The sequence below is a fragment of the Psychrobacter jeotgali genome, from assembly GCF_904846315.1.
GTDB lineage: Bacteria > Pseudomonadota > Gammaproteobacteria > Pseudomonadales > Moraxellaceae > Psychrobacter > Psychrobacter jeotgali.
On sequence record NZ_CAJHAF010000001.1, the window covers coordinates 1,762,674 to 1,775,067 of the forward strand.

General features: G+C 42.9%; 10 protein-coding genes. 4 read left to right on the top strand and 6 right to left on the bottom strand.

The window, feature by feature from the left end; genetic code table 11:
- Nucleotides 1-50: 50 nt before the first annotated feature.
- From JMX18_RS07130 to ispH, 6 genes are all read right to left on the bottom strand, one after another.
- On the bottom strand, nt 51-1,517 hold the full coding sequence (locus tag JMX18_RS07130) for a C13 family peptidase (RefSeq protein ID WP_201586353.1): 1,467 nt from the start codon (nt 1,515-1,517) through the stop codon (nt 51-53).
- A 270-nt stretch (nt 1,518-1,787) separates the two neighbouring features.
- On the bottom strand, nt 1,788-3,800 hold the full coding sequence (gene htpG, locus JMX18_RS07135; protein WP_201586354.1) for a molecular chaperone HtpG: 2,013 nt from the start codon (nt 3,798-3,800) through the stop codon (nt 1,788-1,790).
- Between the two features lie 265 nt (nt 3,801-4,065).
- Nucleotides 4,066-5,586, bottom strand: a complete 1,521-nt coding sequence (locus tag JMX18_RS07140) for a catalase (protein ID WP_201586356.1) — start codon at nt 5,584-5,586, stop codon at nt 4,066-4,068.
- Nucleotides 5,587-5,809: 223 nt separating this feature from the next.
- Entirely contained in the window at nt 5,810-6,625 is an 816-nt protein-coding gene (locus tag JMX18_RS07145) for a thioesterase family protein (protein ID WP_201586363.1), read from the bottom strand.
- 110 nt (nt 6,626-6,735) lie between these two features.
- A complete protein-coding gene (locus JMX18_RS07150; protein ID WP_201586365.1) occupies nt 6,736-6,981 on the bottom strand; it encodes a hypothetical protein in 246 nt (81 codons plus the stop codon).
- 10 nt (nt 6,982-6,991) lie between these two features.
- Nucleotides 6,992-7,948, bottom strand: coding sequence for a 4-hydroxy-3-methylbut-2-enyl diphosphate reductase (gene ispH, locus JMX18_RS07155; protein WP_201586367.1), 957 nt, complete (start codon nt 7,946-7,948; stop codon nt 6,992-6,994).
- Between the two features lie 288 nt (nt 7,949-8,236).
- Here ispH and gmk point away from each other — a divergent pair, with 288 nt between their 5' ends.
- The 4 genes from gmk to JMX18_RS07175 all read left to right on the top strand — a co-directional run bounded on the left by gmk (nt 8,237) and on the right by JMX18_RS07175 (nt 12,357).
- Nucleotides 8,237-8,866 (top strand): guanylate kinase, encoded by a 630-nt coding sequence (gene gmk / locus JMX18_RS07160; RefSeq protein ID WP_201586369.1) that lies wholly within the window; start codon nt 8,237-8,239, stop codon nt 8,864-8,866.
- Nucleotides 8,867-9,009: 143 nt separating this feature from the next.
- The gene (rpoZ, locus tag JMX18_RS07165; RefSeq protein ID WP_201586374.1) at nt 9,010-9,270 is read left to right on the top strand and encodes a DNA-directed RNA polymerase subunit omega; all 261 of its coding nucleotides are present in this window, start codon (nt 9,010-9,012) and stop codon (nt 9,268-9,270) included.
- Nucleotides 9,271-9,696: 426 nt separating this feature from the next.
- Nucleotides 9,697-11,883 (top strand): RelA/SpoT family protein, encoded by a 2,187-nt coding sequence (locus tag JMX18_RS07170; protein ID WP_201586375.1) that lies wholly within the window; start codon nt 9,697-9,699, stop codon nt 11,881-11,883.
- 93 nt (nt 11,884-11,976) lie between these two features.
- A complete protein-coding gene (locus tag JMX18_RS07175; RefSeq protein WP_201586376.1) occupies nt 11,977-12,357 on the top strand; it encodes a Rid family detoxifying hydrolase in 381 nt (126 codons plus the stop codon).
- The last annotated feature ends 37 nt before the right edge of the window (nt 12,358-12,394 follow it).

Sequence of the window (12,394 nt, forward strand, 5' to 3'; positions counted from 1 at the left end):
CAAAATCTAGAATTTGGTGATGAGTTCAATTAAATAAGCTCGTCTCTGGTCTAGTTTGACTCAGCACCCTCTACTATATCAATGGTTATGGGCTTTGTCACATTAGCGCCTTTATCACCATTGGTAATAGACCTAACCGAAGGACGTGCTTGATCAAACAGAGCTTTCTCAAAAGCAGGTAAAGCGGTTTCCATAAGGCTACCAATCACCATTTGCGGCTCAGATGGCTCAAAACCCATCAAGCTTTCACGTTCTTGCACCCGTCTAATGGCATCTTTGAACGCCGCTGTAAAGCTAGTATTCTCACGTAAGCTCTCAGCAAAAAACGCTTGACCAAAATAGGTCATCTCAGCGGTATTGGTACAGCCAAAGGACATTTTATCAGCGGCTGAGGCGGTTATAATAACTGTCGTAGGTGAAGCCAATTCATCGATAAATGAGCCTGAATAACAAGCTGATACCACAATGACCCGCCAGCGAATACCAGACTCGTCTAAGGCCTCACGAAGCCATGCCGCATCTAAGTGTTCCATTTCCAAAGGAGGATTATCTAACAACACAATATCTTGATCGCCATGAGAAGATAGAGTTAAAAACAGCACATCTTCATCCGCATTCATCTGTTGGCCAATTTTTTTCAGGCCTCGCAAGATACTGGTTTTGGTCGCTATAGGTTCATCAAGCCAGCTATAAGTGTTATTAATCAGTGCTAAAGAACGCCCACTGGTACCAAAACGCACATCAAATAATTCACGGACTTTGTTAATCTCCGAGCGAAAAACATCCAGTCCAGAAAACCCGGCTACGCCCATAAAGTACCAATCACTCTTACCAGCGACACTAGGATCAACACTATTTAATGCTTGTTGCAACAGTCGTGGCTGCTCATACAAAGCCGCTTCGGCTATCATGGGCTGAACGGGTACTTGCTTAAATATCGGCTGGTCAGCAACGTTATTTTGCCAAATAGTTAGCAGAGCTAATGAGCCTAGCAGCAAGATAATGCGCTCCCACCACGGTGTCCTTAGACGACGAGCAAGAATCCATATCAACGCTAAGGTCTGCCACAAAAACAATAGCAAAAACAGTATGGGTAAGAATGAATAACTCCAATCTGGCAGCCAGCCTTGACTACCAAAAAACTGAACCATGCTTTGTAATAATGCTGAGAGCGTATCAGCGGTTAGCCACAGTATGACCGGTACAAATAAGAGTGCTTGATTGCCAGAACGGCGAGCAAGGATAATACCGCCCAATAGGATAATGGTTGGCCAAATCAAATAGCTGACCAGCCCTTGCTCATTAAACACGCTACCACTTTGAGCGGCTAACCATGAAAATAAGACATTGCTACTCAGCGCCAACACGGCAAAAACGGCGAACTGTATAAAGGTTGGTTTCACCCAAGAAAAGGCACGGGTCGACCCTACCAGCATCCACAAAGCTGCGATAATATTGGCAGCGAAATTGAGCGAAAAGCGCTGGAGAGAAATATTTTTTTGCGATGAGAATGACAAAGATTAGACCTCTATCCAGTCAGAAGAAGTAAAGGGACGGAAAAAAGTTATCAATAACCCGTTAGCTAGCAACTATAGACAGTCTATCTTGCTATTCTGACCCAATTGTAACGGATTGTGAGTAAAGACAGTAAGGCTGATTTGTAAAAATAGCTAGAAAGTCCAAACGTCACTTTTAAGTATAGAGATAGATAGAAGAATCAGTATAAGAAAAGGCCTTATAATTAAGACCTTTTCTTTATTAACTATAATGAATTTTTAAAACAGTGCTTATTTCATCAATAGCTCATTCACACGCTTAAGATATGCGGCCGGATCATCAAGCTGACCACCATCGGCTAGTAGCGCTTGATCAAAGATGACTTGCGCCAACTCATCAAACTGCTCGCTACTCTCAAGCTTTTTGATTAGCGGATGATCAGGATTGACCTCCAAGATCGGTTGGGTATCTGGTACCTCTTGACCCATTTGCTTGAGCATTTGAATCATTTGCGGCGACAACTCACCTTCTGGGGTCACTAGTATCGCTGGGCTATCGACCAAACGATTGGACACTCGTACGTCTTTAGCACGTCCACTAAGCGTGGTTTTGAGCTTATCAACCATGGGCTTCATGGTTTCTTGTGCTTTCTCGGCTTCAGCTTTCTCTTCTTCGTCTTGCAAGTCGCCCAAATCGACTGCGCCTTTAGCAATATTTTGTAGCGGCGTACCATCAAACTCGGTTAAGAAGTTCATCGCCCACTCATCAACACGGCTGGTCATAAGGATAACTTCGATGCCTTTCTTCTTAAACAGCTCAAGCTGCGGGCTGTTTTTGGCAGCGGCAAGATTATCAGCGGTTAGATAATAGATGGCTTTTTGACCGTCCTGCATGCGGCCTTTGTAATCTTCAAAGCTGGTCGCAACCTTGTCATCGGTGCTGGTAGCATAGCGTAATAACTTGGCAATACGCTCTTGATTGCCCATATCTTCGCCAAGCCCTTCTTTGATAACGTCGCCAAACTCGCTATAGAACTGAGCGAATTTGTCTTGTTTATCATTATCTTCGCTATTGGCCAGGCTTGCTAGCATAGTCAATACACGGCGAGCATTACCATCACGGATTGATTTGACATCACGTGATTCTTGCAAGAGTTCACGGCTGACGTTCAGTGGCAAATCAGCTGAATCAATAACCCCTTTAACAAAACGAAGGTACATCGGCAGTAACTGCTCGGCGTCATCCATTATAAACACACGTTTGACGTAGAGCTTTAAGCCATGTTGCTGCTCACGGGTATAAAGATCCATCGGTGCTTTTTTAGGTATATATAACAGCTGGGTATACTGTACGCGGCCTTCTACGCGGTTATGCGTCCAAGTCAGCGGATCATCGAAGTCATAGCTGATGTTTTTATAAAAATCGATGTATTCGTCATCGTCAACCTCGGAGCTTGAGCGTGTCCACAGTGCGCTGGCTTTATTGATGGTTTCCCACTCATCAGTCAATACCATCTCGCCGCCCGTTGCAGCGGCGCTTTCATCAGTACTCTCGCCTTCATCTTCGACGACATCTTCTTGCCAAACTTCTTTACGCATCTGAATCGGCAAGCTGATATGGTCTGAATACTTATTGACCAAACGCTTAATTTTGGCGCGGTCTAAATAATTGTCTTCGCCCTCAGTGTATTCTTCTTTAAGATGCAAAGTGATACTGGTGCCGCGGGTTTCTTTAGTAATGGTCTCAACGGTAAAACTGCCGCTGCCATCAGATACCCAGCGCACACCTTTATCTGCAGGGTCGCCCGCTTTACGTGATTCGACGCTAATGGTATCAGCAACAATAAAGCCTGAGTAAAAACCAACCCCAAATTGACCAATCAGCTGACCGTCTTGCTTTTGAGATTCAGATAACTTATCAAGGAATGCTTTAGTGCCAGACTTGGCAATTGTTCCCAAGTTCTCAATAGCATCGGCTTCATTCATCCCGATACCATTGTCGATAAAGGTAATAGTTTTAACTTCCTCATCGATAGCGATACGGATACGTAATTCGCCATCATCCTCATAAAGGCTGTCGTCATTGGTAGCTTCAAAGCGCAATTTATCGCAAGCATCGGAGGCGTTAGATACCAACTCACGTACGAATATATCAGCGTTAGAATACAGCGAGTGGGTGACCAAATGCAGCAGTTGTGCCACTTCGGCCTCAAAACTGTGTTTGGTTACGTCTGGGTTATTATTTGAATCGTTATCTATATTGTTATTATCGACCGCTGTTTGGTCGTTTTTTTGCTCGCTCATAAAAAACTCCTTTAATTTATGTCAAGTTGAGAGTCGGGTAAAGCTTATAATTGAACAGTATTAATTAAACCAAAATCGCTCAAATAAGCATAACAATGGCTTAGTTTTAAATAGCGCTAGGCTGCTTATACTAATAGGGCCATAAGAAAAAATTTCAAGCATGATCATGGGTTATCTAACTAAAAATAACCAGCAAGAAAACACCGCCTTAGTTTCCTAAGGCGGTGTCGTTATACAATAAATGATTTATTTTTAAATCTATAAATTACAAGCAGCTAGGCAAATTACGAGCAGGATCAGTCTCTCGAGCTGCCATCGCATCTTCAACGCTCAACCCTAGTGCTTTGGCAACACCTTCACCGTAAGCAGGCTCACACCAATTACAGTTACGGATATGACGATATTTGATAAAATCTGGTGCATCGCCCATCGCTCTTGCGGTGTTACCGAAAAGCGCCTGCTTTTGCTCATCGTTCATCAGGTTGAACAGCGCACGGGGCTGGCTGAAATAGTCATTTGAGTCCTCACGGAAATCATAGTGATCAGCATAGCCATCAATCTTCAGAGGTGGCTCAGCGTACTGTGGCTGCTCTTGCCATTGCTCAAAGCTGTTTGGCGTGTAGTGTGGACGGCCGCCATAGTTATCATCAACCCGTACCTGACCATCACGATGGTTGCTGGTCACCGGACAAGTTGGTTTATTCACTGGAATCTGCTTATGATTAACACCAACACGGTAGCGCTGAGCATCGGCATAGCTAAACAGACGGGCTTGTAGCATTTTGTCTGGTGAAGCACTGATACCGGGTACTATATTATTCGGTGCAAAAGCCGCTTGCTCAACGTCTAAGAAATAGTTCTCAGCGTTCCTATTTAATTCGAACTCGCCCACTTCGATCAGCGGATAATCACCTTTTGGCCATACTTTACTTAGATCAAACGGATGGTACGGTACTTTATCAGCCTCTTCTTCTGGCATGATTTGTACGTACATCTTCCACTTCGGAAAGTCGCCATTATCGATAGCATTAAGTAAATCCTCTTGATGGCTCTCACGGTTGCTAGCGACAATCTCAGCCGCTTCAGCATCGGTTAAGTTTTTAATACCTTGCTGAGTAACGAAGTGAAATTTGACCCAAAAACGCTCATTATCACTATTAATAAAGCTATAAGTATGCGAGCCAAAGCCATGCATGTGTCTATAAGAGGCTGGAATACCACGGTCACTCATAGTGATAGTGACCTGATGCAAAGATTCTGGCAATAGTGTCCAAAAATCCCAGTTATTAGTCGCTGAACGCATATTGGTACGAGGGTCACGCTTAACCGCTTTGTTCAAATCTGGAAACTTACGAGGGTCACGGACAAAGAATACTGGTGTATTATTACCCACTAAGTCCCAAATACCTTGATCGGTATAGAACTTTAATGCAAAACCGCGAATATCACGCTCAGCATCAGCGGCGCCGCGTTCGCCTGCTACGGTACTAAAACGGGCAAACATCTCGGTCTGCTTACCGACTTCATTAAAGATATTAGCGCGAGTGTATTTAGTAATATCGTTAGTCACAGTAAACGTTCCAAATGCGCCCGAACCTTTGGCGTGCATACGGCGCTCAGGGATAATCTCACGGTTAAGATCAGCAAGCTTTTCATTAAGCCATAAATCTTCTGCTAACAGTGGGCCACGTTTGCCTGCAGTTTTGCTGTTTTCATTATCAACAACAGGGGCACCATTACTCATAGTAAGTGGAGTAGTGTCATAAGGGCATTTTTTATCGTTCATTATCTGTCTCCTTTCAAAGTGGAATAAAAATAAAGCCTTCAACAACCTTTTTAAAAAATTACTTAATAATTCCAATAGTAATATTTAGCATAGTTCATCTTTCTATTAAAGGTCACTATGGTAATTACACCTTATTATCATCCATTTGTATAATAAATTAAATCCATGTTAACGTTCTACTTTATAAAACCATACCTAAGCACTCTCTGCTGCTACCGCCGGCCTAGGACGGCATTGGGCGAATGGTCAAAATCTGTTCACTGCGACCAAAGGGACCGTGAATATCGTGCAAGATAGCACTGGTTATGCCAATACCATCGTACCCATACTGCTGCACCGCTTCAATACCAAGCCACTGTCCTGTTGGTGCACGGTGCATATGAATTTGTAAGTCAGTATTGGGGAACATCCACTGTGCAGCTGACAGCTCTATGCCAAGGCGTGGTACCACCCCGTTGGCGGTATCGACCATGCCTAATAAATGCACTAAATCATGGGTAGGTTCACCTGCTACCATTTCAAGATCATTAGTAATCCACACCATACCCTTACCAGGGCGGCGCTCTGAGCTCGCAACCAAACGCACGCTTTCAATAAAACCACCCGGCCAGCCCTTCATATCGTTCCATGCGGGCAAAGCATCGGGCTTATATGAAGGTTTTTGATCCTCAAGTCCTGCAACTGCGCTAGTATCTTGAGTCAGAAGCCGCCAAGCACGAGCAATGATACAATCGCGACCACGACTGCTCATTACCGACTCGATTAGCTCAATGGTTCGGCCCGGGCGAATACAACGCGTGGTGATGATAAAATCATCAAGCGGAATCAATCCCAAAATATCAAGACTAATACGCGCAATACGCATATTATCCTGCGGCATATAGCGCTCCAGCTCGGTAGTCAATACACCCGTAGCCGGTGCCATATGTTGCTCATGCTCATTCCAAGCACCTTGAGCATGCTTGGTGGGCTTATAATGCGCCACACAGACCCCATCCGCCTGCTGTTCGCGTTTTATAAAGTGGTAATAAGCGGCCATGATTATCCTTAATCCTATAAGTGAGTTGAAATCAATTATTTTTCGACATTATTATTATTTTATTGTTGACCGTTAGCTTAAATTAATTAAGCTAAAACGGTTGTTAGATTTTATTTAACTAGCGCCTGCTTTCTAGTTTTTAAAAGCCTACGACCCTTAATAATAAGAAATAGTAATAGGAACATCACCGCAATTAAGAAGCCATAAAAGAAGCTACTTTCTCTGATAAAAATCATTATGTTTCTGCTTAGAATAACTACCAGCAGCGCAATAATAAAAGCATTTATCTTTAATTGCCTATTGACCTCATCGAGCGTCGCTTCTGCCAATACGAACTTGGTTTTTTGCTTTTTCATCCTACTAGACCTACTGACCCACTTGGGTGACCGGAATGCGCAGCGCTTTAGGTAAGCTAAAAGTAACATTTTCTTCAATACCTGCTAGCTCATTAGGTATTTGACCACCCCAATCTTGCAATTGTTGCAATACTTCTTGGATAAGAATTTCAGGCGCAGAGGCTCCAGCCGTTACACCCACACTAGTAATACCATCAAACCAACTACGCTCGATTTCATTAGCATTATCAATTAAATAAGCCTGACAATCCATACGCTCAGCAAGCTCACGTAGACGATTGGAATTCGATGAGTTTGGCGAACCGACGACCAAGACCACTTCACAACGTTCCGCCAGATCTTTTACTGCGTCTTGGCGGTTTTGGGTGGCGTAGCAAATATCGTCCTTACGCGGCCCTTGTATACTAGGAAACTTCCCTCGTAGGGCATCAATCACCCGTGCAGTATCGTCCATCGATAAAGTAGTCTGAGTCACAAAAGCCAAGCGCTCAGCATCTTGGACGGTTAGTTTATCGACATCACCTTCATTTTCGACCAAATGGATTTGGCCCCCGTGCTTACGGTTAAAGCGGCCCATTGTGCCCTCAACCTCAGGGTGGCCAGCGTGTCCAATCAATACTGCATCCATCCCGTTTTGAGCGAATTTTGCGACCTCGATATGTACCTTAGTCACTAGTGGACAAGTCGCATCAAAAACGGTCAAATCGCGGCGCTCAGCCTCATCCTCGACTGCTTTTGAGACCCCATGAGCAGAGAAAATAACGATGGAGCCATCCGGCACCTCATCTAATTCTTCAACAAATACCGCACCGCGATTAGCCAGATCTGATACCACAAATTTATTGTGTACCACTTCATGGCGGACATAAATGGGAGGGTCAAAACGAGTAAGTGCTTCATTGACAATAGCAATGGCACGATCTACACCAGCACAAAAACCACGTGGATTGGCAAGATAAATTTGCATAAGACAGCCTATCATTGGATAATTTAGCTTCAAAAGCTTCGATTCAAAAAAGTTAGGTAAAGCGCATGCTCTACTTTATCATAGTTTGTTTTTATTACCTTTTAAATTACAACCCTCTCAGTCGAATAAAGGGCACATTAAGATAGAAAATACTTAAACTAAAATAAAAGGCCTAAAAGCAGTTTATAATTATAAACCAATCTTAGTTTCTATTATTTTACATGATGCATCTTACATGATGCCGTTTTTTCTTTTTACCAGCTTTTCTATATCATTAGGACATAATGTATGACAGGTTCATTGTTTATTATTACCGCCGCCTCTGGCACTGGCAAGACCTCACTGGTCAAGCAGCTACTGGCTACCACTAATGACTTGACGGTGAGCATCTCTCATACTACCCGCAAACCGCGGCCCGGTGAAATTGACGGTCATCATTATCACTTCACTGCCGTAGACGACTTTGTGACCGCTATTGGTGAAGGTAAGTTTTTGGAGCATGCCGAGGTGTTTGGTAATTATTACGGCACCTCCGAGCAAAGCGTAAGGGCGCAGCTAGAGGCTGGCGTTGATGTTATCTTAGAGATTGATTGGCAAGGCGCATTACAGGTCAAAAAAATCTTTACTGAAGCAATAATGGTCTTTATCTTACCACCCAGTTTGGCAACTTTGCGTCAGCGTCTATCTACCCGCGCCCAAGACAGTACGGAGGTCATAGAGCAACGGCTTGCCGGAGCCGTTACCGAGATGGCACAATACGTGCATTTTGATTATGTCATCATCAATGATAACTTTGAAGTGGCATTGGCCGAACTCAAGGCCATTATTATAGCCGATAGGCAAACAATCGAGCGCCAACAGCAACGCTATCAGCGTACGATTTCGACTTTGTTAGCTGTGCAGACTGCTTTCAATTAATTAATAGTAAAAGCAACTGCTTTATTTGGCAAAAAATGCTATAATAAACGGTTATTACATCTTATATTTTTATACTATTTTTATTAGACTAAGAACAACAACTGCGATTCTGATGCTAATAAAAACAACTGAGGTAGCTATTTATGGCACGAGTGACAATTGAAGATTGTTTAGAAAACGTTGATAATCGCTTTGAGCTGGTTTTGGTTGCAAGCAAACGTGCCCGTCAACTGGCTAAAGGTATCGCTGAACCTATGGTTGAAGTCGATAATGACAAGCCTACTGTTTTAGCGCTACGTGAAATTGCTGCTGGTAAAATTACCCGTGATATCCTCAATCAGCCTGAGCATAACTTTGCTACTAGCTCTCTTGATTTGGCCTTATCAGGCGATAACGGTTTTTAAATCAAATATTATTCATAATCAATAGTTTTTAAGTGGATTGAAAGCTAGATAGCATTCACAAATGATAATAGCAAAAGCCACAGTAATATACTGTGGCTTTTGCGGTTCTAATTCAGGCGTTTTTGTGTTTGCGCTGCTATGCAAAATACTATTATTGACCGTTCATGCCCTAAAAAGCACCACTTAATGAAATCGACTTTACTTGTTACATAGCAAGTAGGCTTAGTAGTTGACATTCAGAGCATTTTACGATTAATTAGAGGGTGATCTACGGTCGTTCGTACTGCCCTATCTCATCTAACTTATTGAGGGTTGATCGCCAATATTTAGTATCTTTTTAATAAGTACCTCTAGCTTTTGATAAGTACTTTTTTAACGCTTTAATCTATTACAACTCTTCCAGTAAAATTATAGGACCGCGACTTCATGAGCCAAACCTTACCCAAACTTAGCCATCATATGGTCGATGATGCTCGATCTAATTTACTGCGTTCAGTAGGTTATCTGACGGCTGCGGAGCGGCGTGACATTGCTGATGCTTGTGAGTTTGGAGATATTGCTCATATTAAAGACAAACGTAAATCAGGCGAACCCTATATTACCCATCCAATTGCAGTTGCAGAGATATTAGCGGGCTTTCGTTTGGATCGAGATACAATTATCGCCGCTATTTTGCATGATACCGTTGAAGATACTGAAGTTAGTGACGAAGAAATTGAGCAGCGTTATGGCAAGGTAGTAGCACGTTTAGTCGACGGGGTGACTAAGCTAAAATCATCCAATCATAATAAACAACAAAATAAAGCTGCCACCTTTCATAAGATATTGACCGCAACCCTTGATGATCCACGAGTACTCATTATAAAGCTCGCTGATCGCTTGCATAATATGTCGACTCTAGATGCAGTAAGGCCTGAAAAGCAGCGCTCTACTGCACAAGAAACTTTAGACTTTTACGTACCATTTGCACGCCTAATGGGACTCAATGACATTGCTGATTATATTGAGGTCCTGTGCTATCGCAACCTTGACTCGAAGATGTATAACAAGCTGGCGGACAAACTACTCCAGCATGGACTGGGACGTAACTTTCAAAAAGAAGCCATCCATCGTTATCTGATGATCGTCTTAACCAATCTAGAGTTGGGTGGTCATGTCAAGATTTTAGATAACCGCGTCTCTATGTATAGGCAGTTCTTTCGTAATCGTGGTGAGATAAATGCGCTGCTACGTCAATATTCATTTGAGATTGTGCTGGATAACATCGAAGCTTGTGACAAGCTGGCTTATTATTTAATTAAGAAGTATCAGATTGCCGACTCCCATATTGAAGATAATATTCGTCGGCCGCTACCGGGTGGTAATCAGTCGCTGACGCTTATCTATGAGCGTGATAATGACTTCATTAAAGTCACCATTATGACCAAACAAATGCAAAATGCAGCACGGCTTGGGGTCATTGGTGCCGAGCACGCCTCAGATATCAGTCAGTCGGTCATTCAAGCCTCCCTGCGTAATATGAAAGATTTGGTCGATGAAGAGTCTTTAGATGATAATAATCCTGACTTTTCAGCAGCAGTTTCTACTATTAATGAGCTGATGGATTATTTGCACTCAAGCAAAATCCTTTGCTACAGCCCTCAAGGCCGTGCATATGAGCTGCCACAAGGCGCCACTGCTCTAGATTTTGCTTATGCGGTCGGCCCTATGGTGGGTAATGTAGCGGTCGGAGCGAATATTGACCATAAAAAGGCCAAACTAGGTACGGTTGTCAAAAACGGTCAACTGATAGAGATTGAGGTCGAAAGCGACTCTGAGCCCAAAGCAGAATGGTTAGGATTCGTGGTTACCAATAAAGCTCGGGAAGAGATTCTACGCTGGTTTAAAGATTTATCTCCAGAAGGTAAGCAGCGCCATGGTCAAGAAGCATTGGACCGTGCGCTTAAAACCTATCAAAAGGGGCTCGATGATCTGAATGCTAGTGATTGGGATAATTTATTGGAATGGCGCGGTTTAACTGAAAAAGACCAATTATTTGAACAAATAAGCTCTGGCATTTTATTGCCTCAATTGGTGGTATCCCGCTTATTTAGTGACGAGGTCGCTTGTATAAATGCGCAAAACTCTACTAATGAAATGGCGCAGCCCCAGCAACTAGTCGCTAATGCTGCTGGAGTAGAGCTGGATTTTGCCAACTGTTGTCATCCGATTTATGGCGACCCTATCGTTGGTCATTTATCACGTCATGGATTAGTAGTGCATCGTCATAAATGCTTTTCACTGGACGAAATTCGTAAAGATAACCCTTATCAAGTCATTCAGCTGCGTTGGCGTGACGATAAAGCCATCAAGCAAAATGATACTGGTGAACATAGCGAAAGAATCCGCTTCCCCGCTTATCTAAAGCTTTCTATATCGCTAAGTGATGAGCAAACCAGCCAAGTGATTTATAATTTACGTCAATTAAATATTGGGGTCGAGACCGTTGATGTGCGTAGTAGTGATACTATTGTGCATGTTATCGTCCGTAGCCGCGTGCATCTGGCTAAAGGTATTCGTGAACTGCGCTCATTATTAGGATTTCCTAATATCATGCGCCTTTATCAGCTTTAATGCTCGGCTGTATAAACACAAAATAGAATAAACTCAAAATAAATTGTCATTTAAACTAAGCTTTTAATTTTCAATAAAAAATAAGGATATTTTATGACTCGTCAAACCATCCAAACTGATAAAGCTCCTGCTGCCGTCGGCACTTATTCACAAGCGGTAAAAGTGGGCAATACTGTCTATATCTCAGGCCAACTTGGATTTGATCCTGAAACTATGGAGTTAAAAGAGGGCTTTGCAGCGCAAGCTGAGCAAGCTTTTGCTAATATTAAAGCCATTTGTGCAGCAGCTGGCGGTAGTATTAATGACGTGGTTAAATTTAACGTCTCTCTCACTGATCTAAATGACTTTGCCACTCTTAATGAAGTATTTGTTGCTCAGCTAAGCGAGCCTTATCCAGCTCGTGCAGCAGTACAAGTTGCAGCATTGCCTAAAGGCGGCGTAGTTGAGATTGAATCTATTTTATATATAGAATAGCTTTTGACTCGACATCAACCCTCCAATTTTATAAGGG

Bases quoted from the DNA above. Each gene is read 5' to 3' on its own strand.
- htpG (WP_201586354.1), bottom strand. From the start codon at position 3,800: ATGAGCGAGCAAAAAAACGACCAAACAGCGGTCGATAATAACAATATA.
- JMX18_RS07140 (WP_201586356.1), bottom strand. From the start codon at position 5,586: ATGAACGATAAAAAATGCCCTTATGACACTACTCCACTTACTATGAGT.
- JMX18_RS07145 (WP_201586363.1), bottom strand. From the start codon at position 6,625: ATGGCCGCTTATTACCACTTTATAAAACGCGAACAGCAGGCGGATGGG.
- JMX18_RS07150 (WP_201586365.1), bottom strand. From the start codon at position 6,981: ATGAAAAAGCAAAAAACCAAGTTCGTATTGGCAGAAGCGACGCTCGAT.
- ispH (WP_201586367.1), bottom strand. From the start codon at position 7,948: ATGCAAATTTATCTTGCCAATCCACGTGGTTTTTGTGCTGGTGTAGAT.
- gmk (WP_201586369.1), top strand. From the start codon at position 8,237: ATGACAGGTTCATTGTTTATTATTACCGCCGCCTCTGGCACTGGCAAG.
- rpoZ (WP_201586374.1), top strand. From the start codon at position 9,010: ATGGCACGAGTGACAATTGAAGATTGTTTAGAAAACGTTGATAATCGC.
- JMX18_RS07170 (WP_201586375.1), top strand. From the start codon at position 9,697: ATGAGCCAAACCTTACCCAAACTTAGCCATCATATGGTCGATGATGCT.
- JMX18_RS07175 (WP_201586376.1), top strand. From the start codon at position 11,977: ATGACTCGTCAAACCATCCAAACTGATAAAGCTCCTGCTGCCGTCGGC.